The 26,958-nt window shown below is 71.7% G+C and carries 25 protein-coding genes, 1 pseudogene and 1 riboswitch; of the genes and pseudogenes, 9 read left to right on the forward strand and 17 right to left on the reverse strand.

Annotated elements, in window-relative coordinates; genetic code table 11:
• Positions 1-14: 14 nt before the first annotated feature.
• The 8 genes and pseudogenes from AB0L45_RS02925 to clpS all read right to left on the reverse strand — a co-directional run bounded on the left by AB0L45_RS02925 (position 15) and on the right by clpS (position 7,501).
• A complete protein-coding gene (locus AB0L45_RS02925; RefSeq protein ID WP_365835390.1) occupies positions 15-794 on the reverse strand; it encodes a (2Fe-2S)-binding protein in 780 nt (259 codons plus the stop codon).
• 164 nt (positions 795-958) lie between these two features.
• Positions 959-1,777, reverse strand: a pseudogene (locus AB0L45_RS02930) (ABC transporter ATP-binding protein); the annotation flags it as partial.
• Positions 1,774-2,820, reverse strand: a complete 1,047-nt coding sequence (locus tag AB0L45_RS02935; protein WP_365835392.1) for an iron ABC transporter permease — start codon at positions 2,818-2,820, stop codon at positions 1,774-1,776. The pseudogene AB0L45_RS02930 and the gene AB0L45_RS02935, both read right to left, overlap by 4 nt.
• Positions 2,817-3,830: an ABC transporter substrate-binding protein gene (locus AB0L45_RS02940; RefSeq protein ID WP_365835394.1), complete on the reverse strand. Its 1,014-nt coding sequence runs from the start codon at positions 3,828-3,830 to the stop codon at positions 2,817-2,819. Before AB0L45_RS02940 ends, AB0L45_RS02935 begins: the two co-directional genes overlap by 4 nt.
• A 55-nt stretch (positions 3,831-3,885) precedes the next feature.
• Positions 3,886-3,957, reverse strand: a riboswitch (cobalamin riboswitch).
• Positions 3,958-4,076: 119 nt separating this feature from the next.
• The gene (locus AB0L45_RS02945) at positions 4,077-4,499 is read right to left on the reverse strand and encodes a M67 family metallopeptidase (RefSeq protein ID WP_365835396.1); all 423 of its coding nucleotides are present in this window, start codon (positions 4,497-4,499) and stop codon (positions 4,077-4,079) included.
• Positions 4,500-4,601: 102 nt separating this feature from the next.
• Positions 4,602-6,089 carry an amino acid permease gene (locus tag AB0L45_RS02950; protein WP_365835398.1) on the reverse strand — a complete coding sequence of 496 codons (1,488 nt, stop codon included), beginning with the start codon at positions 6,087-6,089 and terminating at the stop codon, positions 4,602-4,604.
• A 396-nt stretch (positions 6,090-6,485) separates the two neighbouring features.
• Positions 6,486-7,142 (reverse strand): DUF2017 domain-containing protein, encoded by a 657-nt coding sequence (locus tag AB0L45_RS02955; RefSeq protein ID WP_365835400.1) that lies wholly within the window; start codon positions 7,140-7,142, stop codon positions 6,486-6,488.
• The gene (gene clpS / locus AB0L45_RS02960) at positions 7,142-7,501 is read right to left on the reverse strand and encodes an ATP-dependent Clp protease adapter ClpS (protein WP_365835401.1); all 360 of its coding nucleotides are present in this window, start codon (positions 7,499-7,501) and stop codon (positions 7,142-7,144) included. The genes AB0L45_RS02955 and clpS overlap by 1 nt, the downstream gene beginning before the upstream one ends.
• 81 nt (positions 7,502-7,582) lie before the next feature.
• Here clpS and AB0L45_RS02965 point away from each other — a divergent pair, with 81 nt between their 5' ends.
• A complete protein-coding gene (locus AB0L45_RS02965) occupies positions 7,583-8,911 on the forward strand; it encodes a nicotinate phosphoribosyltransferase (protein ID WP_365835403.1) in 1,329 nt (442 codons plus the stop codon).
• 113 nt (positions 8,912-9,024) lie between these two features.
• The gene (locus AB0L45_RS02970) at positions 9,025-9,621 is read left to right on the forward strand and encodes an isochorismatase family protein (RefSeq protein ID WP_365835405.1); all 597 of its coding nucleotides are present in this window, start codon (positions 9,025-9,027) and stop codon (positions 9,619-9,621) included.
• 608 nt (positions 9,622-10,229) lie between these two features.
• Here the strand turns inward: AB0L45_RS02970 and AB0L45_RS02975 are convergent.
• Together AB0L45_RS02975 and AB0L45_RS02980 are read right to left on the reverse strand one after the other, a co-directional pair.
• Positions 10,230-10,511 (reverse strand): hypothetical protein, encoded by a 282-nt coding sequence (locus AB0L45_RS02975; RefSeq protein WP_365835407.1) that lies wholly within the window; start codon positions 10,509-10,511, stop codon positions 10,230-10,232.
• 164 nt (positions 10,512-10,675) lie between these two features.
• The gene (locus tag AB0L45_RS02980) at positions 10,676-13,075 is read right to left on the reverse strand and encodes an immune inhibitor A domain-containing protein (protein ID WP_365835409.1); all 2,400 of its coding nucleotides are present in this window, start codon (positions 13,073-13,075) and stop codon (positions 10,676-10,678) included.
• Positions 13,076-13,473: 398 nt separating this feature from the next.
• Here AB0L45_RS02980 and AB0L45_RS02985 point away from each other — a divergent pair, with 398 nt between their 5' ends.
• Positions 13,474-13,791 carry a hypothetical protein gene (locus AB0L45_RS02985; RefSeq protein ID WP_365835411.1) on the forward strand — a complete coding sequence of 106 codons (318 nt, stop codon included), beginning with the start codon at positions 13,474-13,476 and terminating at the stop codon, positions 13,789-13,791.
• A 231-nt stretch (positions 13,792-14,022) separates the two neighbouring features.
• Here the strand turns inward: AB0L45_RS02985 and AB0L45_RS02990 are convergent, their stop codons facing one another.
• Positions 14,023-14,766, reverse strand: coding sequence for an RDD family protein (locus AB0L45_RS02990; protein ID WP_365835413.1), 744 nt, complete (start codon positions 14,764-14,766; stop codon positions 14,023-14,025).
• 99 nt (positions 14,767-14,865) lie between these two features.
• Complete coding sequence (locus AB0L45_RS02995; protein ID WP_365835415.1) at positions 14,866-16,509, reverse strand: RDD family protein; 1,644 nt, start codon at positions 16,507-16,509, stop codon at positions 14,866-14,868.
• A 247-nt stretch (positions 16,510-16,756) separates the two neighbouring features.
• Between AB0L45_RS02995 and AB0L45_RS03000 the strand changes: the two genes are divergently transcribed.
• Positions 16,757-17,233, forward strand: a complete 477-nt coding sequence (locus AB0L45_RS03000) for an SsgA family sporulation/cell division regulator (protein WP_365835417.1) — start codon at positions 16,757-16,759, stop codon at positions 17,231-17,233.
• 36 nt (positions 17,234-17,269) lie between these two features.
• Here AB0L45_RS03000 and AB0L45_RS03005 read toward each other — a convergent pair whose 3' ends face one another.
• From AB0L45_RS03005 to hppD, 5 genes are all read right to left on the reverse strand, one after another.
• Positions 17,270-17,680, reverse strand: a complete 411-nt coding sequence (locus AB0L45_RS03005) for a VOC family protein (protein WP_365835419.1) — start codon at positions 17,678-17,680, stop codon at positions 17,270-17,272.
• Positions 17,681-17,844: 164 nt separating this feature from the next.
• Positions 17,845-19,308 (reverse strand): NAD(P)/FAD-dependent oxidoreductase, encoded by a 1,464-nt coding sequence (locus AB0L45_RS03010; RefSeq protein ID WP_365835421.1) that lies wholly within the window; start codon positions 19,306-19,308, stop codon positions 17,845-17,847.
• A 109-nt stretch (positions 19,309-19,417) separates the two neighbouring features.
• Complete coding sequence (locus AB0L45_RS03015; protein ID WP_365835423.1) at positions 19,418-19,711, reverse strand: hypothetical protein; 294 nt, start codon at positions 19,709-19,711, stop codon at positions 19,418-19,420.
• Between the two features lie 52 nt (positions 19,712-19,763).
• Positions 19,764-21,128 (reverse strand): FAD-linked oxidase C-terminal domain-containing protein, encoded by a 1,365-nt coding sequence (locus AB0L45_RS03020; protein ID WP_365835425.1) that lies wholly within the window; start codon positions 21,126-21,128, stop codon positions 19,764-19,766.
• A gap of 223 nt (positions 21,129-21,351) precedes the next feature.
• Positions 21,352-22,497 carry a 4-hydroxyphenylpyruvate dioxygenase gene (hppD, locus tag AB0L45_RS03025; protein WP_365835427.1) on the reverse strand — a complete coding sequence of 382 codons (1,146 nt, stop codon included), beginning with the start codon at positions 22,495-22,497 and terminating at the stop codon, positions 21,352-21,354.
• A 129-nt stretch (positions 22,498-22,626) separates the two neighbouring features.
• Between hppD and AB0L45_RS03030 the strand changes: the two genes are divergently transcribed.
• The 5 genes from AB0L45_RS03030 to AB0L45_RS03050 all read left to right on the forward strand — a co-directional run bounded on the left by AB0L45_RS03030 (position 22,627) and on the right by AB0L45_RS03050 (position 26,915).
• Positions 22,627-23,094: an Lrp/AsnC family transcriptional regulator gene (locus tag AB0L45_RS03030; protein WP_031007388.1), complete on the forward strand. Its 468-nt coding sequence runs from the start codon at positions 22,627-22,629 to the stop codon at positions 23,092-23,094.
• Positions 23,095-23,109: 15 nt separating this feature from the next.
• Entirely contained in the window at positions 23,110-23,757 is a 648-nt protein-coding gene (locus AB0L45_RS03035) for an ABC transporter permease (protein WP_365835429.1), read from the forward strand.
• Entirely contained in the window at positions 23,750-25,003 is a 1,254-nt protein-coding gene (locus AB0L45_RS03040; RefSeq protein ID WP_365835431.1) for a betaine/proline/choline family ABC transporter ATP-binding protein, read from the forward strand. Before AB0L45_RS03035 ends, AB0L45_RS03040 begins: the two co-directional genes overlap by 8 nt.
• Entirely contained in the window at positions 25,000-25,908 is a 909-nt protein-coding gene (locus AB0L45_RS03045; RefSeq protein WP_365835433.1) for an ABC transporter permease, read from the forward strand. The genes AB0L45_RS03040 and AB0L45_RS03045 overlap by 4 nt, the downstream gene beginning before the upstream one ends.
• Before the next feature lie 113 nt (positions 25,909-26,021).
• The gene (locus AB0L45_RS03050; protein WP_365835648.1) at positions 26,022-26,915 is read left to right on the forward strand and encodes a glycine betaine ABC transporter substrate-binding protein; all 894 of its coding nucleotides are present in this window, start codon (positions 26,022-26,024) and stop codon (positions 26,913-26,915) included.
• Positions 26,916-26,958 lie beyond the last annotated feature (43 nt).

Consider the following 26,958-nt stretch of genomic DNA (forward strand, 5'->3'; position numbering starts at 1 on the left):
GGTGGCGGTACGGGTCAGGGGCGCGCCTCGTACGCCGCGATCCGCTCGTCCCTGCTGGTCAGGCAGCAGCTGGCGCAGCGCACGGCTTCGGCGCTCGTGTAGAAGAGGCAGCAGGTCCGGCGGAGGTGGACCAGGCGCGGGGAGCCGTCCCGGCGCGTGACGGTGACCACATCACCCAGCGCGGCGAGGCCGCCGGGCGCGCCGTCCAGGAAGGCGGCCCAGCGGCGGGCCAGCAGCGCCGGATCGGCGCGGGAGGCGCCGAGGGCGGTCGCGCAGCCGTGCGCCACTCCCCCGCGCAGCTGCCGCAGCCCGGCACGGGTGCGTTCCCGCAGGGCGTCGGCCAGCGGGAGCAGGTGGCGGGCGAGGACGACCTGCTGAAGCGTTTCGGCGCCGCCGTCCGGCGCCACGTCCAGGGTCCGGAACGTCCGCAGCCGCACCCCCGCGATGCCGTGGCCGGGGTCCGGCCGCAGGAGCACGTTCTCCGGCCGTACGTCCAGGACGCGGCCGGTCAGTGCCCAGTGCAGGACGGCCGCCGCGGTGACCCGGCCCGCGTAGACCGCGATGAGGGTGAGGGCGGCGGCGTGGGCGGTGCGGTGGCCGCTGCCCTGGTACTCGGTGTCCAGCAGGTGGGACAGTTCCGAGCCGTGCGGGTCGAGCAGCCGGTCGGCGGCGAGCCAGCCGGGCTCGCCGTCCGGCGGGGCGCCGAGGCCGAGGCGGTAGCGGGGGCCGTGCGCGGCGAGCGCGGCGAGCGGCCCGGCGGGACTGCCGGCGGCGGCTTCCTCGTACGTGTTCACCGGCGCTCCGCCGCCGTCGCGCTCCGGGCGGCCGCGCCGTCCGTGGCATCCGTGGCATCCGTGGCATCCGTGGCGCCCGCGCTGTCCGTGGCGCCCACGCCGCCCGCGCTGCCCGTGGCACCCACGGCACCCGTAGCACCCACGGCACCCGTAGCACCCGCAGCACCCGGCGGCAGGTACACCACCGTCGGCGCCCCCGTCACCGGATGTGTGCTGACCTCGGCGGCGACGCCGTACACGTCGGCCAGCAGGCCGGGGGTGAGGAGTTCGCGCGGTGTGCCGTGGGCGACGACGCGGCCCTCGCGCAGCACGTACAGGCGGTCGCAGTAGTACGCGGCGAGGTTGAGGTCGTGCAGGGCGAGCAGGGTGCTGGTGCCGAGGGCGGTGACCAGGGAGAGGATGTCGAGCTGGTAGCGGATGTCGAGGTGGTTGGTCGGCTCGTCGAGGACGAGCAACGACGGCTGTTGCACCAGGGCGCGCGCGACCAGAACGCGCTGCCGCTCACCGCCGGACAGCGCGGCGAAGGAACGGTGGTGCAGCGCGGCGACGCCCACCCGTTCCAGCGCCTGGTCGGTGCGGGCGGCGTCGTCCGCCGTATCGGTCTGCCAGAACCGTTTGTGCGGGGAGCGGCCCATGGCGACGATCTCGCGCACGGTCAGTTCGAACGTACCGGTGCCGTCCTGGGGCACGGTGGCGATCCGCCGGGCCCGCTCCTTGGCCGAGAATCCGGCCAGGTCGCGGCCGTCCAGCGTGATGCGGCCGTGGGTGGGCGCCAGGGTGCCGTAGACGCAGCGCAGCAAGGTGGTCTTGCCGCTGCCGTTGGGCCCGACCAGGCCCACCGTCTCGCCGGGCGCGACGTACAGATCGGCGCCGTCGACGAGGTGGCGGCCGTCGACGCCGTACGACAGGCCCTCGGTCCGCAGCTCGGCGGGGGCGGGGTCCGTGCCGGGGCCCTCGCCGGGGCCCGTGCTCAGGCCGCTCATCCGGTGATCCCTTCCGTACGGGTGGTGCGGCGCAGCAGCCACAGGAAGAACGGGCCGCCGGCCAGCGCGGTGACCACCCCGACGGGGATCTCCTGGGAGCCGGCGACCGTACGGGCGAGCAGATCGGCGAGGACGACGAAGACCGCGCCCGCCAGCGCGACCACCGGCAGCAGGGCCCGGTGCGAGGCGCCGACGAGCATCCGGACGGCGTGCGGCACCATCAGGCCGACGAAGCCGATCGAGCCGCTGGCCGCCACCAGGACGCCGGTGACCAGCGACGCGAGGACGAAGACGGCGGCGCGGAAGCGGCCGGTGTCCAGGCCGAGGACGGTGGCGCCCTCCTCCCCCACCAGCAGCAGGTCGAGCGGCCGGGCGAGGGTGAGCAGCAGCGCGAGGCCGGCGAGCAGGACGGCGGCGGGCAGCCACAGGGTGTCCCAGCGGGCCTGACCGAGGCCACCGAGGGTCCAGAACATGAGGGACCGCAGGTGTTCGGCCTTGGCCGAGGTGACCAGGACGAGGCTGGTGAGCGCGGAGAGGATGTACTGGACCGCGACGCCGGCCAGCACGAGCCGCCCGGTGGTCATGGTGCCGCCGCGCCGGGCCAGCGCGTACACGGCGACCAGGGCGCCCAGCGACCCGGCGAAGGCGGCCAGCGGCATCGAGACGGTGCTCGCCATGCCGCCGCCGACGCCGAGCACGACGACCATGACGGCGCCCGTCGAGGCACCCGAGGAGACGCCGAGCAGGAACGGGTCGGCGAGCGGATTGCGCACCAGCGCTTGCAGGACGGTGCCGATGACGGCGAGCCCGGCGCCGACGACGGCGCCGAGCAGGACGCGCGGCAGCCGTACGTCGAGCACGATGGTGGGGAACGGTCCGGCCGGCGCGTCCCCGGTGAGGATGCGCAGCACGTCGGCGGGCGGGATGCGGACGGAGCCGAGGACGAGGCCGGCCAGGCCCGCCGCGAGCAGGGCGGCGAGGAGGACGGACAGCACGAGGGGGTAGCGCAGCCGGCGCGGTGCGGCCGCGGTCTCGCAGCTCACCGGGGCTGCTTGAAGGCGTCCGGGTGCAGCTGTCCGGCCAGCGACCGGACGGCGTCCGGTACGCGTACGCCGAGCACCGCGCTGGACAGCGGCAGGACCGCGAAGCGCTTGTTCTTGACGGCCGGTACGTCCTGGAGCGCCGGGTCGTCGAGCAGCCGCTTCTTCTTCGCCTCGACGGGGGTGCCGCCGTAGTCGTAGATCACGATGATCTCGGGCTTGCGTTCGACGATCTGCTCCCAGGAGACGTCCGTCCAGGTCTTGGCGGTGTCCGCGAAGACGTTGCGGCCGCCGGCCAGCGAGATGATCTCGTTGCCGATGCCCTTGCCGCCCGCGGTGTGCACGGCGCTGTCGCCGCTGTCGTAGACGAAGACGGAGGCCGGTGCGGTGCCCTTCAGCTTGTCCTCGGTGGCGTCGATCGTGGCCTCGGCCTTCTTGACCAGGGCCTCGGCGCGGTCACGTACGCCGAAGGTGGCGCCGACCTCGCGGAGTTCCTGGCCGAGCTGCTGCACACCGGTCTTGCCGGGCGTGCAGTACTCGATGTTCAGGCGGGTGCGGATGCCGGACTTCTCCAGTGCGGACCGTTCCCGTCCCTCGCCCTTGTCGAAGGCGCTGGCGTAACCGCCGTAGACGAAGTCGGGGTTGGCGCCGAGCAGCGTCTCGTAGGAGGGGTACTCCTTGGCGAGCACCTTGACGCTCTTGTAGTCCTTCTCGTACTGCGGCAGCACCTTGTCGTCGAGGTAGGCGGTGCCGGCCAGCCGGTCCTTGAGGCCGAGGGCGAGCATGATCTCGGTGGCGTGCTGGTTCATGGTGACCACGCGCTCGGGCGGGGCCTTGAAGGTGGTGCGTACGCCGCAGTTCTCGACGGTGTACGGGAAGCCGGCCGTCTTCGCCGTGGCCCCGCCGGACGCCTTTCCTTCGCCGTCGCCGCCGGTGCCGCAGGCGGCGAGCGGCAGCAGCAGCGCCGCCGATACGAGCGCGCGCAGCGCGCCGCGGGACCTGGATCTGGACATGGCCGTGCCTCCTCCGGGGGATCCGCGTCCCCTGGTCGGTGTGAGGGCGGCAGGTCAGTTCCTGGCTTCCAGGCCGTGTGGCCTGGTCACAGTGGCGGGACCGTCCCGGATTCGCACCGGGTTCCTGGGTCCTGCCGCCCGAGGTGATGCGGCACAGTGTGTCAGGTGCGCGGGCGGCGTCCGCCGCCGCGGTGGCGGGTACGCGCAGGCGGCGTCGCCGGCCGGTACGCGTCCGTGCCCCGGCGCTCAGTACGCGTCGACGACCTCGACGTCTTCCTCCGTGACCTGGCCGTCCACGATGCGGAACGAGCGGAACTGGAACGGGCCGGCGTCGTCGGTGTCGGCGGTGGAGACCAGGACGTAGTGCGCGCCGGGCTCGTTCGCGTACGAGATGTCCGTACGGGACGGGTAGGCCTCGGTCGCGGTGTGCGAGTGGTAGATGATCACGGGTTCCTCGTCCCGGTCGTCCAGCTCGCGGTAGAGCTTGAGCAGGTCCTGGGAGTCGAACTCGTAGAAGGTGGGCGAGCGGGCGGCGTTGAGCATCGGGATGAACCGCTCGGGGCGGCCGCTGCCGGCCGGACCCGCGACCATGCCGCAGGCCTCGTCGGGGTGGTCCTGGCGGGCGTGGTCCACGATCTGGTCGTACAGGGCCTTGGTAAGGGTCAGCATGGGCCCCAGAATAAGCAGGCGGGCCGGTCCGTACCGAAGGTTGGTACGAACCGGCCCGCATGCTGGACGACTGTCCCGCGGCCCGCCCGGAGCGGGCCGCCCTCAGCCCTTCTCGACGTCCATCTTGACGTCCTTCGCGGCCGCATCCGCCCCCACAGCGGTAGCGGCCGGCCTGGCGAACGACTCCGGGTTGCGCGCCTTGAGCACCAGGTAGCTGACGCCCAGGACCAGCGCCCAGAACGGCGCCGCGTACAGGGAGACGCGGGCGTCCGGGTCCACGCCCATCATCACGATGACCATGCCGATGAAGGCCAGCGCGAAGATCGAGGTGTACGGGGCGCCGGGCGCCTTGAACTCGGACTGCGGCAGCTCGCCGCGGTTGGCCTTGGCCCGGTACCGCAGCTGGGAGAGCAGGATCATGATCCAGGCCCACATACCGGAGATCGTCGCGAAGGAGACGACCAGGTCGAAGGCCTTGCCCGGCCACTGGTAGTTGATCCACACGCCGAACAGCATCATCGCGACGGAGACGCCGGTGCCCCAGGTCGGCAGGCCGTTCTTGCTGAGGCGGGTGAACAGCTTGGGGCCCTGGCCGTTGAGCGCGAGGTCGCGCAGCATCCGGCCGGTGGAGTACATGCCGGAGTTGGCCGAGGACAGCGCCGCGGTCAGCACCACGAAGTTGACGATGGCCGCGCCGCCGTACAGACCGATCTGCTGGAAGGCGGCGACGAAGGGGCTCACGCCCGGCTCGAAGACCGTCCAGCTGACGACGGACAGGATGATGATCAGCGCGCCGATGTAGAAGAGGCCGATCCGCCACGGCACCGTGTTGATCGCCTTGGGCAGGACCTTCTTCGGGTCGGTGGCCTCGCCCGCCGTGACGCCGACGAGTTCGACCGCCAGGAAGGCGAACATCACGATCTGCAAGGTCATCAGCGTGCCGCCGATGCCCTTCGGGAAGAATCCGCCGTCCGACCACAGCAGGCTGAACGAGGCGGTGTCGCCGGCGTCGGAGAAACCGAGAATGATCACGCCGAGGCCGATGAGGATCATGCCGATGATCGCGGTGACCTTGACCATCGAGAACCAGAACTCCAGCTCACCGAAGAGCTTCACGGAGATCAGATTGATGCCGAACAGGGCGACCGTGAACACTAGGGCGGACGCCCACTGGGGTATTCCCTTGTTCCAGTACTGCACATAGGTGGCTGCTGCAGTTACTTCGGTGATGCCGGTGACCACCCAGAACAGCCAGTACGTCCAGCCCGTCACGAATCCCATGAACGGGCCGAGGAATTCGCGGGCGTACTCCGAGAAGGAGCCCGACACCGGGCGATACATGAGCAGCTCGCCCAGGGCGCGCATGATGCAGAAGATGACCAGGCCCACGATGGCGTAGGCCAGGATGATGCTGGGTCCTGCTTTCGAGATCGCCTTGCCCGCTCCGAGGAACAGACCGGTTCCGATGGCGCCACCGATGGCGATCATCTGGATCTGCCGGTTTCCCAGCCCCCGCTGGTAACCCTCTTCCGAGGCAGATCCCGCGGCGTCGCTGCCGCCGGCTTTCTTTTCGACCTGCACAGAGGTCATGTGTGGTGCGCCCTTCTCCATTCCGACCCGGTCTGTCCGGATCGGGTTCCGATCCCCCCGGATGGAGTTCCTGCACGCCGACGGTCGGCCGGCCAAGCGCTCCCGGAGTGACAGGGGTGGCGTCACTCGCGGCAGGTTCGTGAACATGTATCACGGCCCCTTGGGCATCTACCAGTGATGTCTTGGAGCCGAGCACAAGAAAAGTAGGATAAATGCTGGAATGGCCTGCTGGGTAGTCAGGGTCGGTGACGCGATCGTTATCCGGATTTGAGCGTCCGTTGAGCGGGGTGCGATCGGCGAGGCGGCACCCGGGCCGGACGGCGGCCCGGTAGGCCCGGGCCTCCCGTGTCCCGGCTCGGGCCGTCCGTGTCCCGGCTCGGGCCGTCCACAGGCCGCTCAGGCCGTCAGCGTCTCGATCAGGCTCTCCTGGAGGCCGCCCAGCCACAGGTAGGCCATCACCATCGGCTTGCGCGGGTCACTGTCCGGCAGCCGCAGCAGTTCGCCGCTCTCGTCCTCGTCGGTGACCTCAAGGCGGGTGCCGATGGCCAGCCGGAGGTCGTTCAGGGCCCCCAGCCACTGCCGCGACTCGTCCGGCTTCAGGCGCAGCACGGCGCCGTCCACGGCAGCCTCCCCGCCCGGACCGCCGGTAGCTCCCGTAGCTCCCGTAGCTCCCGTACCGCCCGCCGCGCCCACCGGACCGAGCGCGTCCAGGGCCCGTACGACCGCGAGCGCGTCCTCGCGCTTACGGGCGCGCAGATCGTTCTCCGTGTAGCGGCGGAACTCGGCCGCCGCGGCGTGCGTGGCGTCGTCCGGCACCTCGTCCGGACCGCCGTACGCGTTCGGGAAGAGCCGGGCCAGCGCCGGGTCGGAGGGGGGCTCGCTGGGGCCCTCCGTGAACAGCGCGGCGAGCGGGTCGTCGCCCTCGGCCGGCTCCTCGCCCGGACCGATCAGCTCCATGAGCTGGACGGCGAGGCTGCGCAGGATGGAGATCTCGACCTCGTCGAGGGGGGCGGCCGCGCCGCCGCCGGGCAAGGGCTCGAAGTGGCCGGCCATCAGCGGTCCTGCGTGAGGGTCGCCCACAGGCCGTACCCGTGCATCGCTTGCACGTCACGCTCCATTTCCTCGCGGCTGCCGCTGGAGACGACCGCCCGTCCCTTGTGGTGAACGTCGAGCATGAGCTGGCGGGCCTTGCCCTTCGAGTAGCCGAAGTACGCCTCGAAGACGTACGCGACATAGCTCATGAGATTGACGGGGTCGTTGTGCACCAGAGTGACCCAGGGCACGTCCGGGTCGGGCACCTCGGAGGGTGCCTCACTGGACTCGGGCCGTTCGATCTCCACGGGGGCGCCGAGCGCGCAGCGCGGCGGTCGAAGGGCGAGGGTGGCAGACGGGTCGGCGCTCACGGTGTCCATGCTGCCACCCGCGATGGGCCATCGCACAAACGGCCCGGGGAAATCGTCAGAGTGACGAGTATGAGAGGTAGCATCCTCACCATGAACACAGCAGACCTGGGGCTGCCGGTGGCCGTGCCGTCGACTGCGCTCTTCACCGACCAGTACGAACTCACCATGCTGCAGGCCGCGCTGCGGTCCGGGACCGCCGACCGCCGCTCGGTCTTCGAGGTCTTCACCCGGCGCCTGCCCGAAGGCCGCCGCTACGGCGTCGTCGCCGGAACCGGCCGGGTCCTGGACGCGGTGGAGAACTTCCGCTTCGACGAAACGATTCTCGGCTTCCTGCGGGAGCGCGGCATCCTCGACGAACGCACGCTCGACTGGCTGGCGGACTACCGCTTCCGCGGTGACATCTGGGGCTACCCGGAGGGCGAGGTCTACTTCCCCGGCTCGCCGATCATGCGCGTGGAAGGCACCTTCGCCGAGGCCGTCCTCCTGGAGACGGTGATCCTCTCCATCCTCAACCACGACTCCGCGGTGGCCGCCGCCGCGTCCCGGATGGCCGTCGCGGCCGGCGACCGGCCGCTCATCGAGATGGGCGCCCGCCGCACCCACGAGCTCGCGGCGGTCGCCGCCGCCCGTTCGGCCTACGTGGGCGGCTTCCACTCCACGTCCGACCTGGCGGCCGGCTTCCGCTACAACATCCCCACCGTCGGCACCAGCGCCCACTCCTTCACCCTGCTGCACGACAGCGAGCGGGACGCGTTCCAGGCGCAGGTCGACTCGCTGGGCAGCGGCACGACGCTGCTCGTGGACACCTTCGACGTCACCGAGGCGGTCCGTACGGCCGTCGAGGTGGCCGGGCCCGGCCTCGGCGCCGTACGCATCGACTCCGGCGACCTGCTGCTGCTCGCCCACCGCGTCCGGCAGCAGCTGGACGAGCTGGGCGCCCGCGACACGCGCATCGTCGTCACCAGCGACCTGGACGAGTACGCCATCGCCTCGCTCGCGGCGGCGCCGGTGGACGCGTACGGCGTCGGCACGCAGCTGGTGACGGGCAGCGGGCACCCGACCGCCTCGATGGTCTACAAGCTGGTCGCCCGCGCCGACAGCGACGCGCCGGACGCGCCGCTGCGGCCGGTGGCCAAGAAGTCCATGGGCGGCAAGGCGTCGCTCGGCGGCCGCAAGTGGTCGGCGCGGCGGCTGGACGAGCACGGCGTCGCCGAGGCCGAGGTCGTCGGCACCGGGCCGGTACCGCCGGAGCTGGCCGACCGCCTGCTGCCGGTGCCGCTGGTGCGCGGCGGGGACGTGGTCGCGCGGGAGCCGCTGGACGCGGCGCGGGAGCGGCACATCGCGGCGCGGGCGGGGCTGCCGATGTCGGCGATGCAGCTGTCGCGGGGGGAGGCGGTGCTGCCGACGGAGCAGGCCTGAGGGGTGCGCCCCCGGGCCCCCAGTGCGCACTCCCGCTCGGCGGGGCTTGTGGCTACCCTCGGTCACATCGCTCCGCGCCCACTTCACCGCTCCCCAGCCGGAAGGCTCGCACCATGCACCGGGCATTGATCGTCGTAGACGTGCAGAACGATTTCTGCGAGGGCGGCAGCCTTGCCGTGGCGGGAGGTGCGGATGTGGCTGCCGCGATCACCGATCTGGTGGGTGAGGCCGCGGGCAGCGGCTACCGGCACATCGTGGCGACCCGTGATCACCACATCGATCCCGGTGACCACTTCTCGGTCCGCCCGGACTACGAGACGTCCTGGCCTCCCCACTGTGTCGCCGGCACGGAGGGCAGCGGCTTCCACCCGAACTTCGCGCCGGCGCTCGCGTCCGGGGCGGTCGACGCGGTCTTCTCCAAGGGCTCGCACGCTGCCGCTTACAGCGGCTTCGAGGGCGTGGACGAGAACGGGCGCCCCCTGGCGCAGTGGCTGCGGGATCACGGGGTGAGCGAGGTGGACGTGGTCGGGCTGGCCACGGATCACTGCGTGCGGGCCACGGCGTTGGATGCGGTGAGCGAGGGCTTCCGGGTCCGTGTACTCCTCGACCTGACGGCGGGGGTGGCGGCGGGGACTACGGAGCGGGCGCTGGGGCGGATGCGGGCGGCGGGGGTTGAGCTTACGGGGGAGCCGGTGGTTTTTGCGGCTTGAGGCCCTGTTGTCCTCAATCGCCGGACGGGCTTGTGTGGCGCTGGCCGGGCCTGGTGTGGGAGGGCTGGTGGGGGTGCGCGTTGTGCGCGATGGGTCCGGTGGTGGGGGGCTCGGGGCCACACAGGGGTCACTCCTCGGCACCGTGTACGTCGCCCGGGGCGTGAAGTGAACCCGGGCTCCCGGCTGACCTGCGGGGAGACCCCTGTATGTCCCCGAGCCCGCGCCGTTTGCGGGTATCCCGCCATCGGGGCAACAATCCCGCCCCTCGCGCGCAGCGCGAGGCAGGCGGGCAGGCACCCGGGCCGCCTTATGACGCTCATGTGACGCGGAGTGACGCCCCTGCCCCGGCGTGAGCCTCACCATGTGGTGGGGGCACGCCAGGGTGATCGACCCCCTCCCCCCTGCTGTCCCGGCCTCGCCAAACGGCCTGAGGGGGCGTGTAGGGGGCCATCCCCGCAGGTCAGCCGGGAGCCTTGGTTCACTTCACGCCCCGGGTGACGTACACGGTGCCGAGGAGTTGGCCCCCTGCGCGCCCCCGCCCCAAACGAAACCAATGCGAGCCGCGCGACAGCGCAAACCTCGCGCGAAGCGCGAGACCAGGGCCACGGTCACCCACCGTGACAACGGCACCCCGAGCGGAGCAACGACCGTATCGGGTGCCACGACTCCGTGTCGTCCTCCGGCGTCTCGCGCCAGACCAGGCCGTCGGGGTGGTGCAGCACCGCCGTGACCTCGTCCGGCGTCGGCGGCTGCGTGTTGCCGCGGAGGTACACCGCCCGCAGGCCCAGGTTGCGCAGCCGCGTCAGGGCCCGCTGCCGGTTCACCGCGTGGACGAGGACCCGGACGCGGTGTCCGTTGTCGCCCGGTCTGGGCAGTGCCAGGGCCACCACCACGCTTCCGCCGGGAAGCCTGATGAACCCTCCTCCGGATGTGGGCACGGTTTCCCCCGTGAGACTCGGCGTCAACAAGAACTCGCAGGATGCAGTTAAACGCGATCGGCCGCCGCCCGCTAGGGGGCGACGGCCGATGAGGCTGTGACCTGCGGTTTTGCTGCTTACTTGGTGGAGGGGCCCACCTGGAGCGTCACCGTCGAACCGTTCCACGCCTCGTTGAGGATCTTGATACGGGTGTTGGTGTCAGCAACGATCACGCCACCGGTCGGGTTCGACTCGTCGTAGTAGTCGCCCTTGCGGTCGTCGAAGACGGTCACACCGGGCTTCGACTTGATCTTGGTGACCTTGCCGTCCTTGTGGAGCGTCAGCGCATCCGTACGGTGCCGGGTGAAGGTCGAGTCGTAGGACTGGAAGCGGTTGCGCATCAGCTTGCCGTCCGACCACTTCTCGGCCTTCGGGTGGGCGTCGACCGGGAGGATCTGGCCGTAGCCGGGGTGCTGGCCGACGTTGTTGTCGGGCTGCGAGGTGTCCCACAGCCAGATCAGGACGCCGTTCTGGTACGGGAAGTGCTCGACCCACTGGGGACGCGTGGAGGCCCAGCCGAAGTTGTACGGACCGGTCTTGAGGGTCTTGTCGTACGAGACGTACTGGCGGTTCTCCGCGATGTAGTAGCGCGGGTAGTCCTTGGTGAAGGACGCGCCGATGCGCGAGAAGCCCTTGGCGGTCCAGCCGTTGTCACCGGCCTCGGCGCCATCCGTGAACAGCGCCGTGCCGTCGGCGGTCACCGAGATCGCGTCCGCAGCGAAGCCCTTCTGGGCGGCGCCGCCGTCCGTCTGGTAGCGGAAGCGCAGGTCGATCTTCTTGCCGGCGTACGCGTCGAGCGGGAAGACCAGGTCCTTGTAGGCGCCCGAAGTGCCGGTCAGGGCGGGCTTGTCGCTGCCGTCACGGGTGATCGGCTTGCCGTCGGCGGTGCCTTCCAGCGGCGTGTAGGTGGCGCCGCCGTCCGTGGAGACCTCGGCGTAGGCGAAGTCGTAGTTCTGCTCGATGTCCCACCAGCCCTTGAGGGTCAGGGCGGCCTTCTTCGTGCCGGTGAGGTCCACGGAGCGGGACAGGGTGTTCTTCAGGTCGTTGCCCATGCCGCTCCACCACTGCTGGGTGCCTTCGGCGGGCTTGACGACGTCGGTACGGACCGTCTTGGCGGGCAGTTCGACGACCAGGGCCTGCTTGTCCTTGGTGTTGTACTCGGCCACGCCCAGCTTGTGGGTGGACTTGGTGGCCGCCTTGGCCTTGGCGTAGTTCAGCCAGCCCAGCTGGAGCTTGTCCCAGGCGCTCATGTCGCCGGGGAGGTCGCCTATGGAGTCCTTGCCGGTGCCGAGCCAGGAACCGCCGGACATCAGGGACCAGTTGTCGACGGAGGATTCGCCGGTGCCGGTGGTGTCGTACTCGTCGGGCAGCCCCAGGTCGTGGCCGTACTCGTGGGCGAAGACGCCGAGGCCGCCGTTCTCGGGCTGCATGGTGTAGTCACCGACCCAGATGCCGGTGCTGCCTATCTGGGTGCCGCCGGCCTTGTTGCCGGACGGGCCGGTGCGGCCGGAGTCGCTGCCGTACGCGTACCAGCGGTGCGCCCAGATCGCGTCGGTGCCCTGCGCGCCGCCGCCCGCGGACTCGTCCTCGCCGGCGTGCACGATCTGGAAGTGGTCGATGTAGCCGTCGGGCTCGTTGAAGTTGCCGTCGCCGTCGTGGTCGTAGCGGTCCCACTGGTCGTACTTGGCGAGGTCGGCCTTGATCTGGGCGTCGGTGCGGCCCTTGGCCTTCTGGTCCTCGGCCCAGCGGTTGACGCCGTCGCGGATCAGGTCCCAGGCGCTGGCGCAGTTGGTGGAGCCGCAGAAGTTGGAGCCGTAACGGGCCTCGTTCCAGTCGACCTTGACCCAGTCGGAGACCTCACCGTCGACGGAGTAGCGGCCCGAGGACTGCTTCTCGTAGTACTTGGCCAGGGACTCCTTCTTCTTGTCGTGGGAGAAGTAGAGGTCCTGGAAGTGCTGGCGGTTGTAGTCCTTCTGCCAGGCGGTGGAGTTGTCCTTGCGGCGGTCGGGCTGCGCGATGGTGTTGTGCGCGGGGCCCGGCTTGCCGCCGTACTTCTTGACCGGGGGCTTGGGGCCGTCGCCGTCCGGGTCGTACATGGTGGTGTCGTCGACCTTGTCGCCGAACTCGACCAGGATGGTGAAGATCTTGTCGGTCTTCTCCCGGGCGAGTTCGACGTATTTGCCCCGGCCGAGCTTGACGACCTGGGAGGCGCCGTGCCGGGCGGGCGTGGCGTCGCCGGAGATGACCTGCTGGAGCGCTTCCTTGCGCTGCGCCGCCTGCTGGTCGCTGAACGGGCCCTTGAGGTCGTGGTCGACGGCCTGCTTGGCGGGCGCGCCCGGGTCCTGCCGCTGGACGGCGAGCGGTGGCCGGCCGTCGTCGGCCTGCGCCGGCGCGCCGGAAGACAGGGCGGCCGCCCCGATCGCGGCGGCGGCCGTGGCCAGGGCGGCCGGTCTGAACGCCCGTCTCTTGGCTCTCACTTGGCGCATTCCTCCCCTTGAATTCGGTCACTGGATGCCAGCATTTGACCGGAAGGGGGAGGGAAAAGACAGATCTTGACTTGGGCACGACAGGGAAGTACGGTTTTCGGTCCTCAGAATGCGGGTATCGGACAGCTTCGGGCCAGTACGGAGCGTGGTTCGCGTACGTCCCCACACCACCCCGGCGGCCACCCCGCGCCGTACGCCGCGCACCCCGAACGCCGCGCCGGACAGGTCCGTTCAAACCAGGGATGAATCCGTGCGCCCCCTATGCCTCGGAACCGTGGGTTAGGTCACGCTTACCGCCAGTTCCGCTCGGGCAGTAAGGACCGTAGAGTCGTTTGACGGCGCGCCCCTGTCGACCACACCCCTGCCGACCTCTTGAGGACGGATCCGCCATGCCTCGTCCGACTGCCGCACAGCTCGCCTACGGATCGGCCACCGTCGTCTTCTCGACCCTCGCGCTGTTACTGCTCTCGCAGACGCGGACCGGGGTCGGGATCGCGGTCATCGCCATCGCAGCCCTCGCCCTCGGCCTGCTGGTCGCCCTCACGGCGCCACTGCCGGGGGTTTCTCATGTGGCGCGCCGCCGTACGGCCCGGCGCCCGGGCGCGCGGGTGTCCGCCGCCACCGGCCCGGCGGCCCCGCGCCTGCCGCGCCAGCGCACCCACGCGGGTGTCTCCTCGGAGACCCGCGTCAGCGAGCACTCCCGTTAGTCACCCGTCCGTGGCTGGTGGACGCGCGTAGGCGGCCGGGCACCGCTCGGAAGAGGGGTGCGCCGACCGCCGGTTGACGCGCCGGAGCCGCCAGGAGGGGACGGAAGAAGCCGGGAGGAGCCGGGGCGCGCGGTTGGTTGTAGGGGGCAGGCGCCCTCGGCGTCCGCCGGTGCCCGTTGCCGGTGTCCGACGCGGGTGTCCGATGTCCGCGCCCGGTACCGGCGTCCGGTGTCAGGCCGTGGAGACCACCACCGTCTTCGCCGTCTTGTCGTGCAGGCACTGCTGGTACGGCCGGTCCCACGTGCACCACAGGACGTTGACGAGCCAGAAGATGAAGCCGCAGCACGGCACGATCTCCGGCAGCGTGTAGACCGCCGCCCGGACCCACCCCGCCTGCCCGGCCGGTACCGCGCCGTCCTCCAGCATCCCCACCCGGATCTTCATCGCCATCTTGCCGACGGTCTGGCCGCGGCTGGTGAGCATCAGGCCCTCGTAGACGAGGTAGACCAGCATCGTCACCAGCGAGACGGACGCCTGGCGTCCGGTTTCGGTGCCGTCGGTCGTCCAGTAGTCGAAGCCGCCGACGATCGCGCTCATGATCAGGCCGACCGGCACGCAGACGATGATCCAGTCGATGATGCGGGCGACCAGCCGGCGGCCCCGGCCGGCCAGTGGCGGCATGCCGGCCAGCGGGTCGGCGGCGCCGTACTGGTCGCCGTACGGATTGCCCCCGTACGGGTCACCGCCGTACGGAGGCGGCGGCATTCCCCCGGGCGGCGGACCGCCCTGGGGCGTGGAGTTGGCGGGCCGGTCGTACGGGGAGCCGCCGCCCGGCCGGCCGCCGTACGGGGGGCCACCGGCCGGCTCGGCACCGTACGGGGAGCCGCCGGACGGCGGTTCCTGCGGTTTCTTCAGGAACGGGTCGTCCTCCGGCGGTTCGCCTCCGGCGCCGGGCCCGGGCTGGTCGGTGCTCATGGCCCGAGTCGACCCCGGGCCGCCCGCCGCCGCATCCGGCGAGGTCCGGCCGGGTGACGCGGCCCGGCGGGCGGCCGGGCGGGCCGTGCGGCGGGCGGTCTACTTCTCGGCGACGAAGGTACGCGCGATCTTGTCGTGCCAGCACTGCCGCCACGGCCGGTCGAACAGGCACCACACGGCGTTGACGACACCGACCACCAGGACGCCCAGCACGCCGTACACCAGCCACCGCTTGATCACGGAGGACAGCGGCGGGGTGTCGTGGCTCTCGATGTCCAGCACCTTGACGCCGCACACCTTCTTGCCGAGCGTGTGGCCCCACTTGGCGGTCGGCAGCACCTCGTACAGGCCGCCGCCGATGAGCAGCACGGCGAGCACGACGGCCAGGTACGGGCCGGTCGTGCCGTCCAGCAGGTAGACGGTGACCTCGCGCCCGGACTGCTTGGCGGCCTCCACCTTGGCGTCGATGTGGTCGACGGCCGGGCCCCACAGCGGTACGGCGGCGGCACCGGTGAGCACGGCGAGGACCAGCGTGTCGATCAGGCGGGCGGCGAACCGGCGGCCCAGGGAGGCGGGGCGGCCCTGTTCCTGCGCGGCGGCGAGGAACGGGTCGGAGGTCGGTGGCTTCCAGGGGACGACACCTTCGGCCGCCCCGCCCTCCTGCTGCGGCGGGAACCCGGAGAACGGGGCGGGCTGGGCCTGCGGGCCGGGGCCGGCCGCGGGAGCCGGTACGGACGGTGCCTGCGGGCCGGGCGCGGGCGCGGGGACCGGTCCGGCGGCGGGGCCGGGGCCGGGCTGAGGCGGCGCCTGATGCACCGGAGCATGCGGCGCCGGGGACGGCTGCGGTGCCTGCGGCGGCTGAGTCTGCTGCGGCTGCTGGGTCGGGAACGGCTGGTGCTGCACCGGCGGTGCGACGGGCCCCGGCCCGGCCTGCGGCTGTACGGGCCCCTGCGGGGCCTGCTGGGCCGGTCCCTGGGCGGCGGGCCCCCGGACACCGGGACCGGGCTGCGCGGCGGCCTGCTGCGGGCCTGAGGCCGCAGGCTGCTGCGCGCCGGTGGACGGCAGCGGCTGCGGGGCCGTGGCGCCGGGCAGCGGCGACGCCGGGGCGCCGCCGGCCTGCGGCGCCATCCGGATCGCCATCGTGTCGCTCTTGCCGACCGCGTTGCCGCCCGCGTCGGCTCCCGGGCGTACGGCGCGGATCGCGGTCGTACCGCGGTCACCGCCGCGCGCGCCCCCTTCGTCCCGTACGGCCCGGATGGTGACCGTGCCCTCGGAGCGCGGCGGCTCGTCGCCGGAAGCCGGCGCACCGGCCGGGGCGGCCTCCTCGCGCTGCTGCGGCAGGCCGGCCTGCCGCTGCTCCTCGGGCGAGCCCCAGGCGATCCGGCGGTCCTGCTCGCCGCCGAAGCCGCTCTGCCGGGCGGTGTCGGCCTGCCATGCGGAGGCGGGCGCGCCCGTACCGGGTGCGCCGCCCGGCCCGGCCGCCGGGCCGTGGTCCTCCTCCTCGTCGAGGAAGACCGGACCGGTCTCCTCCACGGCGGGGGTGGGGGCCGGTGCGGGCGCGGGGGCCGGTGCGGCGCCGGGCGGCGGCGCGGGCAGCGCCTCGCCTTCGGCGGGCGCGGGACGGCTGGTGCCCGGCACCCATGCGGCACCGTTCCAGTACCGGATGTAGCCGGGGATGGACGGGTCCGGGTAGAAGCCTGGCGTGGGGCTGCCGCCGGCGGATCCTGAGGAAGGGGCGCTCATGTCCGAAGTCCCGTATCTGTTCTCGGCCTGGTGTGGTGGGTGGGGCATGTGCAGTCTGCCGCAACGCAGCGTCCACATCTATCAGACCGAGGGTCGGGCCGGGTGTCCCGGCCGGGCGGGACCACCTGGAAGAGGCCCGCGAAAAAAGTTGTGCGAAGTCGCGTAATGGTCCGGGCGCCGGAGCCTCTCACCAGGTGTGGGCCCAGTGACAGGGGTCCGCAGGAGGCACCGAGGAGAGGCGGACCGTATGCACACCGTGGTGGAACGAGAGCTGGAGCTGGGCCTGGTCCTGTCGCCGGAGCGCAGCATTCCCGTCCCGGCCCGGCTGACCTACCGCACCGACGACCCGTACGCCGTCCACGTCACCTTCCACATCGGCTCGGACGCCCCCGTCACGTGGACGTTCGCGCGCGAGCTGCTCGTCGAGGGGGTGTTCCGGGCGTGCGGTCACGGTGACGTGCGGGTGTGGCCCACGAAGGTGGACGGGCGCAGTCTGGTCTGCATGGCGCTCAGCTCCCCGGACGGGGACGCGCTGCTGGAGGCGCCGGCCGCGGCGGTCTCGGCGTGGCTGGAGCGCACGCTGCGCATCGTGCCGCCGGGGACGGAGCAGGAACACCTGGGGCTGGACAAAGGGCTGAGCGCGCTGCTGGCCATGACGCCGCGGGACGACCTGTGGCTGTCCGACCCGTGGCCGTCGGACGAGTCGCCGGACGCCGGGGCGTGACGGCCTGCCGTACGGTCCGGGCCGGACATACCCGCGTCAGGACGCTGCGGTACCGAGGTCCTCCAGGCTGTGCTTGCGGGTGAGGAACTCGATGGCGTGGCCGTCCGGGTCGCTGACGTAGACGCCGCGGCCGCCCGCGAGGTGGTTGATCTCCTGCGGCTTGCGGCGGTACGGGTCCGCCCAGTACGGCAGTCCGCGCTCCTGGATACGGGCGAGGATCGCGTCGAACTCCTCCTCGGAGACCCGGAACGCGAGGTGCTGCGGCACGATCGCGTCCGGCTCGACGACGTGCTCGGCGTAGTCGATGGTCAGACCGTTCGCGGTGGGCACGGCGGCGAACGGACCGAACGCCGTCGGCTCCTCCAGACCGGCCAGCTCCGCGAGGAAGCGCGCGGACGCGAACTTGTCGGTGGCGTGGATGATGGTGTGGTCGAGTTGCACGGACACGGTGTGCCTCCTGCGAAGGTCGTCGGTGTCCAGGTCCGTCGAGCCCTGGCACTGCTGACCGTACGGCGGCACACCGCGCGCGGGTATCGGGATTGCGGCCTACGCCGCCGGTCCGGCCGCGCCCGGACCGAAGTCCTCGGTCCGGCGTCCTCGGTCCGGCGTCCTCAGCCCCGGTACGTCTCCAGCAGCCGAAGCCACACCTCGCTGATCGTCGGATAGGCGGGCACCGCGTGCCACAGGCGGGCGAGGGGGACTTCGCCGGCCACCGCGACGGTGGCCGAGTGGAGGAGTTCGCCGACGGCCGGGCCGACGAAGGTGACGCCGAGGAGGATTTCGCGGTCCAGGTCGACGATCATGCGGGCGCGCCCGCGGTAGCCGTCGGCGTACAGGGAGGCGCCGGCGACCGAGCCGAGGTCGAAGTCGACGACGCGGGTGCGGTGGCCGGCGCGTTCGGCGTCGGCGGCGGTCAGGCCGACGGAGGCGGCCTCGGGGTCGGTGAAGACGACCTGGGGCACCGCGGCGGTGTCGGCGGTCGCGGCGTGCGCGCCCCAGCGGCCGGTGTCCAGGCCGGTGCCGCCCTGGGCCTGTGCGGCGATGGCGGCGCCGACGATACGGGCCTGGTACTTGCCCTGGTGGGTCAGCAGCGCGCGGTGGTTGACGTCGCCGACGGCGTACAGCCAGCCGCCTGCCACGTCCCTTACCCGGCAGGTGTCGTCGGTCTCCAGCCAGGAGCCGGGTTCCAGGCCGACCGTCTCCAGGCCGATGTCGTCGGTGCGCGGCGCGCGTCCGGTGGCGAAGAGGACCTCGTCGGCGACGATCTCCGCACCGTTGTCGAGCACGACGGTGGCGGGTCCGTTGGGCATCTCCCGGCGCACCGCGCTCACCGAGGCGCCGGTGCGTACGGTGGCGCCCGCCGCGGCCAGGGATTCGGCGACCAGTTCACCCGCGAACGGCTCCATCCTGGGCAGCAGCCCGCCGCCGCGCACCAGGAGGGTGACCCGGGAGCCCAGGGCCTGCCAGGCGGTGGCCATTTCGACGCCGACGACTCCGCCGCCGACCACCACCAGGCGTGCCGGTACGGACTGCGCGCTGGTCGCCTCGCGGCTGGTCCAGGGGCGGGCGGCGGCCAGTCCGGGGAGGTCCGGGAGTACGGCGCGGCTGCCGGTGCAGACGGCGACGGCGTGCCGGGCGGTCAGGGCGCGCTCGCCCCCGCCGTCGGTGGCGACCACGACCCGCCGGGGGCCGTCGAGGCGGGCCCGGCCGCGTACGAAGTCGATGCCGGCCGAGTCCAGCCACCGGACCTGGCCGTCGTCCTTCCAGTGCGACGCGAACGCGTCGCGGTGGGCGAGCACCGCCTTGGTGTCCAGCGGGGCGGACGCCGTCTGGCGCAGGCCGGGGACGCGGCGCGCTTCGGCGCGGGCGGTGACCGGGCGCAGCAGTGCCTTGCTGGGCATGCAGGCCCAGTACGAGCACTCGCCGCCGACCAGTTCGCTCTCCACGATCACCGCGCTCAGGCCGAGGGCGTGCGCCCGGTCGGCCACGTTCTCGCCGGTCGGCCCGGCGCCCAGCACGACGACGTCGTACGTGTCCTGGCCCGCGGCCTCTTCGGCCCCTGTGGTCGCTGGCATCGCTCATCGCTCCCTGCGTCGGCGTCGGGCAATGGGTCCATCCTGGTCCCGGGGGCCCGGCTCGGCCACCTGTATCGGGGCTTTCGCCGGGCGGCGGGGACACCGGCTCTCACCCTTCCCGGCGTTCCACCGCTTCCTTGGCCTCCACCAGGTCCGCACCGGTCAGTTCGCGGTAGCGCTTGATCGCCTCGATCTTCTTGCCCTTGTGCAGCAGGGCGTCGATCTCGGCCATGCCTTCGGGGCCGGTCTCCTCGATGCCGAGGTGTTCCATGATCAGGTCCAGCTTGCGGTCCATGCGCCGCAGGCGGCGTTCGAGCGTCTTGTGGCGGGCGTCCATGGTGGAGGCGAGGACGACGATGACGACGGCCGCCGCGCCGATGATGGTCCAGAGGTCGGAGTTCATGGACCGAACCCTAGAAGGTGCAGCTCACCACGCCGAACCGCGGCGGTCCCGCTCAGAACACCTTCCCAGGGTTGAGCAGCCCCAGCGGGTCGAAGACGGCCTTGATGCCGCGGTGCATCTCCAGGCCGACCGGGCCCAGCTCGCGGGCCAGCCACTCCTTCTTCAGGACGCCGACGCCGTGTTCGCCGGTGATGGTGCCGCCCAGTTCCAGGCCGAGGGCCATGATCTCGTCGAAGGACTCGCGGGCGCGCCGGGACTCGTCGGGGTCGTGCGCGTCGAAGCAGACGGTGGGGTGGGTGTTGCCGTCGCCCGCGTGCGCGCAGACGCCGATGGTCAGGTCGTACGTGGCGGCGATGGCGGCGGTGCCGTCGATCATCGCGGCGAGCTGCGAGCGCGGTACGCACACGTCGTCGATCATCGTGGCGGACTTGACGCGTTCCAGGGCGGTCAGGGTCAGCCGCCGCGCCTGGAGCAGGAGGTCGGACTCGGCCGGGGTGTCGGCCGGTACGACCTCGGTGGCGCCGGCGGCCTTGCACAGGTCGCCGACGGCGGCGAGGTCGGCGGCCGGTTCCGGGGTGTCGAAGGCGGCCAGGAGGAGCGCCTCGGTGCTGTCGGGCAGGCCCATGTTCGCCATCGCGTTGACGGCGCGGATGCTCGTACGGTCCATGAGTTCGAGCAGTGAGGGGGCGTGGCCGCGCGCCATGATCTCGCAGACGGCGTCGCACGCGGCGGCGGTGGAGGGGAACTCGGCGGCGAGCGCGAGCTGCTGGGGCGGTTCGGGCTTGAGGGCCAGGACGGCGCGTACGACGACGCCGAGGCTGCCTTCGGAGCCGACGAAGAGGCGGGTGAGGTCGTAGCCTGCGACGCCCTTGGCGGTGCGGCGGCCGGTCTTGAGCAGCCGTCCGTCGGCGAGGACGACGTCCAGGCCGAGGACGTACTCGGCGGTGACGCCGTACTTGACGCAGCACAGGCCGCCGGAGGCGGTGCCGATGTTGCCGCCGATGGAGCACTCCTCCCAGCTGGAGGGGTCCGGCGGGTAGTACAGGCCGTGCTCGTTGACCGCGCGGGAGAGCACCGCGTTGACGACGCCGGGTTCGACCACCGCGATCCGGTCGACGGGGTTGATCTCGATGATCCGGTCCATCTTGACCAGGGAGAGGACGATGCAGCCGTCGGAGGCGTTGGCGGCGCCCGACAGGCCGGTGCGGGCGCCCTGGGGGACGACCGGGACGCGCAGCGCGGTGGCGGTGCGCAGGACGTGCTGGACCTCTTCGACCGTGCGCGGCAGGACGACGGCGGCCGGCGTGCCGGCCTCGCAGAAGCTCGCCATGTCGTGGGCGTAGGCGCCGGTGACATCGGGGTCGGTGAGGATCGCTTCCGCGGGGAGTCCGTCGCGCAGGCGTGCGATGAGGTCCATGCCGCCAGCCTCCCATCCGTGGGCCGTACACGGAAGATCCTCTCCCGCGGTCGGGGGCTCCCTCCCCCGCAGCCGAGGTTCCTCTCCCGCACCCGGGCGGCGGTCCCGGGTGCGGGAGCGCCGCTCCCCGGCGGGAAGGGCCACGGCCCCGCCGGGTCAGGGTCCGGCGGGGCCGTGGGGGTGGGGGGTGGCGTCCGGAGGACACCCGGGCGGTGGCCGGGTGTCAGAGGTTGCCGCGGCGTTCCTGCTCGCGCTCGATGGCCTCGAAGAGGGCCTTGAAGTTGCCCTTGCCGAAGCCCAGCGAGCCGTGCCGCTCGATCAGTTCGAAGAAGACGGTGGGGCGGTCCTGCACCGGCTTGGTGAAGATCTGCAACAGGTAGCCGTCCTCGTCGCGGTCGACGAGGATCTTCAGCTCGCGCAGCGTCTCGACCGGGACGCGGGTCTCGCCCGCCCACTCGCCGAGGGTGTCGTAGTACGAGTCCGGGGTGTCCAGGAACTCGACGCCCGCCGCGCGCATCGCCCGTACGCTCGCGACGATGTCGTTGGTGGCCAGGGCGATGTGCTGGCAGCCGGGCCCGCCGTAGAACTCCAGGTACTCGTCGATCTGGGACTTCTTCTTGGCGATGGCCGGCTCGTTGAGCGGGAACTTCACCTTGCGGGTGCCGTCCGCGACCACCTTGGACATCAGGGCGCTGTACTCGGTGGCGATGTCCGAGCCGACGAACTCCTTCATGTTCGTGAAGCCCATGACGTTGTTGTAGAAGGACACCCACTCGTCCATCTTGCCGAGCTCGACGTTGCCGACGCAGTGGTCGATGGCCTGGAAGCGGCGCTTGCCGGGCTCGACGATGGGGTCGGCGGCGACGTAGCCGGGCAGGTAGGGGCCGTCGTAATCGGTGCGCTCGACCAGGGTGTGCCGGGTCTTGCCGTACGTGGCGATGGAGGCGCGGACGACGACGCCGTGCTCGTCCTTGGTCTCGTACGGCTCCTCGATGCCGGTGGCGCCGTGCTCCAGGGCGTACGCGTAGGCGGCGCGTGCGTCCGGCACCTCTATGGCGAGGTCGATGACGCCGTCACCGTGGGCGGCGACGTGGTCGGCCAGGAAGCGGCCCCAGTCGGTCGTCGGCTTGATGACGGAGGTGAACACGAAACGGGCGCCGCCGGATTCCAGCACGTAACTGGCGGTCTCGCGGCTGCCGTTCTCCGGGCCGGAGTAGGCGACGCGCTTCATGCCGAAGGCGGTGGCGTAGTAGTGCGCCGCCTGCTTGGCGTTGCCGACGGCGAAGACGACCGCGTCCATCCCCTTGACCGGGAAGGGATCGGCCTGCCGCGCACTGGTGGGGGTGGTGTGGTCCGTGGTCTGTGTCATGCCCGCAGGCTGCCCGCGACCCACAAGGTGCGCAATAGTTTGTGCATTCACTGGGCAGTCTGTACAGCGAATCGGCTGATTCACCGGACGATTCGTACATGATGACCATCAATTTCGGAGGCAACGGCCGTGGCGATCGATCATTTGGACGGCAGGCTCCTGGAGCTGCTCGCCGAGGAACCGCGCATCGGCGTCCTGGAAGCGTCGCGCCGGCTCGGGGTGGCGCGCGGTACGGCGCAGGCGCGCCTGGACCGGCTTCAGTCGAACGGAGTGATCCGGGGATTCGGGCCCGACGTGGATCCCGCGGCGCTGGGCTACCCGGTCACCGCGTTCGCGACACTGGAGATCAAACAGGGTCAAGGGGCCGATGTCCGGGCGCACTTGGCGTCCGTACCCGAAGTGCTGGAGCTGCATACAACGACGGGACATGGGGACATGCTGTGCAGACTCGTTGCCCGTTCCAACGCCGATCTGCAGCGGGTGATCGACCGTGTTGTGGGGTTCGATGGCATCATGCGGGCTTCCACCGCCATCGTCATGGAAAATCCCGTTCCATTGCGCATCATCCCCCTGGTGAAACAAGCCGCGGGGGACTGACCGAGGAGAGCGCGTGTGAGCTTCTGGGAGTACGTCGGCAACCGGCACACCCAGCTGCTGACGGACACGTTTCAGCACGCCAGCGCCGTCTTCCAGTGCATGGTGCTCGCCACCGTGCTCGGAGTGCTGCTCGGCGTCGCCACGTACCGCAGTGAATGGGCCGGGAACCTGGCCACCGCCACCACCGCGACCATCCTGACGGTGCCCTCGCTGGCCCTGATCGGCCTGCTCGTCCCGATCGTCGGTCTGGGGGTGGCGCCCACCGTCATCGCCCTGACCCTGTACGGGCTGCTGCCGGTGGTCCGCAACGCCGTCGTCGGCCTGCGCGGCGTCGATCCCGCGCTGATCGACGCCGCCAAGGGCATAGGAATGTCCCGCGCGGCGCGGCTGCTGCGGGTGGAACTGCCGCTGGCCTGGCCGCCGATCCTGACCGGCATCCGGGTCTCCACCCAGATGCTGATGGGCATCGCGGCCATCGCCGCGTACGCCTCCGGGCCCGGCCTGGGCAACGAGATCTTCCGCGGCATCTCCTCCCTGGGCAGCGCCAACGCGCTCAACCAGGTGCTGTCCGGGACGCTCGGGATCGTCGTCCTCGCCCTGCTCTTCGACGCCGCGTACCTCGTCCTCGGACGGCTGACCATCTCCAGGGGGATCCGTGCCTGACACCACCGCCTCCGGCGCCGGCATCGCGCTGGAGAACCTGAGCAAGCTCTACCCGGGCAGCCCCGCGCCCGCGGTCGACAACGTGAGCATGGACATCAAGCCCGGCGAGACGGTGATCCTCGTCGGCCCCTCGGGGTGCGGCAAGTCCACCACCCTGAAGATGATCAACCGGCTGATCGAGCCCACCTCGGGGCGCATCATGATCGGCGACGAGGACGTCACCGGCATCGACCCGGTGCGGCTGCGCCGCAAGGTCGGTTACGCGATCCAGTCGTCCGGCCTCTTCCCGCACATGACCGTCGCCCAGAACGTCGCGCTCGTCCCGAGGATGATCGGCTGGCCGAAGGCGAGAGTGAGCAGCCGCGTCGAGGAGATGCTCGACCTGGTCGGCCTGGACCCGCGCGAGTTCCACGGCCGCTATCCGCGGCAGCTGTCCGGCGGGCAGCAGCAGCGGGTCGGCGTGGCGCGGGCGCTGGCCGCCGACCCGCCCGTCCTGCTCATGGACGAACCGTTCGGCGCGGTCGACCCGATCACCCGCGACCACCTCCAGGACGAGCTGATCCGGCTCCAGCACGAACTGCGCAAGACGATCGTCTTCGTCACCCACGACTTCGACGAGGCGATCAAGCTGGGCGACCGGATCGCGGTGCTGCGCGAGCGCTCGCACATCGCGCAGTTCGACACCCCGGAGGCGATCCTCACCAATCCCGCCGACGACTTCGTCTCCGGCTTCGTCGGCGCGGGCGCGGCCCTCAAGCGTCTCAACCTCACCCGCGTACGCGACGTCGGCGTCGTCGACTTCCCCACCGCGTCCATCGACGACCCCCTGCAGTCCATCTTCGACCTGCTGCGCTCCGGCGCCACCAACGAGATCCTGCTGCTGGACCGGCACCGGCGCCCGTACAAGTGGCTGCGGCGCGGCGACCTGATGCGCGCCAAGGGCTCGCTGGCCCGCGCGGGCACGCTGGTGCACGACACGGTCACCCGCGACGCGACGCTGCGCGACGCGCTGGAGGCGGTGCTCACCGACAACGCGGGCCGGGTCGCGGTCACCGGGCGGCGCGGCGAGTACATCGGCGTGGTCGACATGGAGACGCTGATGAACAACGTCCACGAACTGCTGGAGGAGGACCGGCTGGAGGCCGTCGAGCACCGGCACGCGCTGGAGGAGCAGCGCGCCCGGCAGACACGGCTGCCCCAGGAGGGCGTGGATCCGGCGGGCGGCGCGTACGGGGTCAAGGCGTGAGCCCCCGGGACAGGCGCCGGCCGCCGAAGGGCGAGCGGCCGCCGGGCGAGCACGAGGTACGCGGTGTGCCGTTCCGCGACGAGGCGGCGGCCGGGGAGCGCGGGCCGTTGTCGGCGGTCGAGCCGGCGCCCGCCGCGCCCGCCGGGCCCGCCACCCGGCCGCCGCGCCGGATCACGTGGAAGAGGGCGGCCACCCTGCCCGCCGTACTGGCGGCGGTGCTGCTCGCCACCTGGCTGTGGTTCCGCGGCGCCCACCTGGACTCGATCGCGCACCAGGCGGTGGACGGCGGCAAGATCTGGCTCGCGCTGCGCCAGCACCTCCAGCTGACCGCCGTGTCGACCTTCTTCGTACTGATCATCGCGCTGCCGCTGGGCATCGCGCTGACCCGCGCCAGGCTGCGGCGGGCCGCGCCGCTCGCGGTGGCGGTGGCCAACCTCGGGCAGGCGGTGCCCGCGCTGGGCCTGCTGGTGCTGCTGGTCATCTGGATCGGCATCGGTCCCGAAGCGGCCGTCATCGGCATGGTCAGCTACGCCGTGCTGCCGGTCCTGGCCAACACCATCGCGGGCCTGAAGGCCATCGACCCGACGCTGACCGAGGCCGCCCGCGGTATCGGCATGTCGGCGGCCGGGGTGCTGGGCAAGGTCGAACTGCCGCTGGCCGTACCGCTGATCCTGGCGGGCGTACGCAACGCGCTCGTCCTGAACGTTGGCACCGCCACGCTGGCCACCTTCGGCGGTGGCGGCGGGCTCGGCGACCTGATCTCGGCGGGCATCATCACCCAGCGGATGCCGGTGCTGGTGCTCGGGTCGGTGCTGACGGTGGTGCTGGCGCTGCTGGTCGACTGGCTGGCCTCGCTCGTGGAACTACTGTTGCGCCCGCGCGGGCTGGAGGTGGGGGAAGGATGACCACAGGAGAGCACCGGCCGCACCGGCCACTCCGGACCGTACCGGCCGCCGCCACCTGCCTGCTGCTGACCGCGGCCGGGCTGAGCGGCTGCGGGCTGGTCAGCGGCAGCCCGATGAGCGACGCCGTACGGCCCGGCACGATCGGCCGGGGGCAGCCGCTCAGGGGCGCCGAACTGACCGTGACGTCCAAGGAGTTCACCGAGAACATCATCCTGGGCCAGATCATGGGCCTGGCCTTCAAGGCGGCCGGCGCCACGGTCGTCGACAAGACCAACATCCAGGGCACGATCGGCGCCCGCGAGGCGGTCAAGTCGGGTACGGCGGACGGCATGTTCGAGTACACCGGCACCGGCTGGATCACCCACCTCGGCCACGAGAAGCCCATCGCCGACCCGCAGAAGCAGTGGGAGGCGGTCCGCGACGGCGACCGGGCCAACGGCCTGGAGTGGCTGCCGCAGTCCAGACTGAACAACACCTACGCGCTGGCGCTCAACGCGGAACAGTACGAGCGGCTGGGCGTCGAGACGCTGTCGGACGTCGCCGCGCTGTCCCGCAAGGACCCGAGCGCGGTCACGCTGTGCGCGGAGGCCGAGTTCTCCGCCCGTAACGACGGCCTGCCGGGCATGGCCGAGGCGTACGGCATGCGGATCCCGGCCGGCAACATCAAGAAGATGACCAGCGGCGTCGTCTACACGCAGGTGGCGGAGGGCCGGGCCTGCACGTTCGGCGAGGTCTACACGACCGACGGCCGGATCAGGGCGATGGACCTGAAGCCCCTCAAGGACGACCGGCACTTCTTCCCGAACTACAACGCGGCCCCCGAGATGAACGCGGCGACGATGAAGAAGTACCCGCAGATCGCGGACCTCCTCGCGCCCGTCACCGCGGCCCTGGACAACGCCGTCGCGCAGAGCCTGAACGCGAAGGTGGACGTGGACGGGCAGGACCCGCACACGGTCGCCAAGGACTGGATGATCGAGAAGGGGTTCATCGAGGACGGGGACTGAGACGGGGAGCCGGGACCGCGGCCGCGGCCGCGCCGTACGGGCG

This window comes from Streptomyces sp. NPDC052496 (assembly GCF_040679095.1).
Taxonomy (GTDB): domain Bacteria; phylum Actinomycetota; class Actinomycetes; order Streptomycetales; family Streptomycetaceae; genus Streptomyces.

What these genes read in the sequence shown, in the direction of transcription:
- AB0L45_RS02940 (WP_365835394.1), bottom strand. Translation starts at nt 3,830, where the DNA reads ATGTCCAGATCCAGGTCCCGCGGCGCGCTGCGCGCGCTCGTATCGGCG.
- AB0L45_RS02945 (WP_365835396.1), bottom strand. Translation starts at nt 4,499, where the DNA reads ATGCTGACCCTTACCAAGGCCCTGTACGACCAGATCGTGGACCACGCC.
- AB0L45_RS02950 (WP_365835398.1), bottom strand. Translation starts at nt 6,089, where the DNA reads ATGACCTCTGTGCAGGTCGAAAAGAAAGCCGGCGGCAGCGACGCCGCG.
- AB0L45_RS02955 (WP_365835400.1), bottom strand. Translation starts at nt 7,142, where the DNA reads ATGGCCGGCCACTTCGAGCCCTTGCCCGGCGGCGGCGCGGCCGCCCCC.
- clpS (WP_365835401.1), bottom strand. Translation starts at nt 7,501, where the DNA reads ATGGACACCGTGAGCGCCGACCCGTCTGCCACCCTCGCCCTTCGACCG.
- AB0L45_RS02965 (WP_365835403.1), top strand. Translation starts at nt 7,583, where the DNA reads ATGAACACAGCAGACCTGGGGCTGCCGGTGGCCGTGCCGTCGACTGCG.
- AB0L45_RS02970 (WP_365835405.1), top strand. Translation starts at nt 9,025, where the DNA reads ATGCACCGGGCATTGATCGTCGTAGACGTGCAGAACGATTTCTGCGAG.
- AB0L45_RS02985 (WP_365835411.1), top strand. Translation starts at nt 13,474, where the DNA reads ATGCCTCGTCCGACTGCCGCACAGCTCGCCTACGGATCGGCCACCGTC.
- AB0L45_RS02990 (WP_365835413.1), bottom strand. Translation starts at nt 14,766, where the DNA reads ATGAGCACCGACCAGCCCGGGCCCGGCGCCGGAGGCGAACCGCCGGAG.
- AB0L45_RS02995 (WP_365835415.1), bottom strand. Translation starts at nt 16,509, where the DNA reads ATGAGCGCCCCTTCCTCAGGATCCGCCGGCGGCAGCCCCACGCCAGGC.
- AB0L45_RS03000 (WP_365835417.1), top strand. Translation starts at nt 16,757, where the DNA reads ATGCACACCGTGGTGGAACGAGAGCTGGAGCTGGGCCTGGTCCTGTCG.
- AB0L45_RS03010 (WP_365835421.1), bottom strand. Translation starts at nt 19,308, where the DNA reads ATGCCAGCGACCACAGGGGCCGAAGAGGCCGCGGGCCAGGACACGTAC.
- AB0L45_RS03015 (WP_365835423.1), bottom strand. Translation starts at nt 19,711, where the DNA reads ATGAACTCCGACCTCTGGACCATCATCGGCGCGGCGGCCGTCGTCATC.
- AB0L45_RS03020 (WP_365835425.1), bottom strand. Translation starts at nt 21,128, where the DNA reads ATGGACCTCATCGCACGCCTGCGCGACGGACTCCCCGCGGAAGCGATC.
- hppD (WP_365835427.1), bottom strand. Translation starts at nt 22,497, where the DNA reads ATGACACAGACCACGGACCACACCACCCCCACCAGTGCGCGGCAGGCC.
- AB0L45_RS03050 (WP_365835648.1), top strand. Translation starts at nt 26,022, where the DNA reads ATGAGCGACGCCGTACGGCCCGGCACGATCGGCCGGGGGCAGCCGCTC.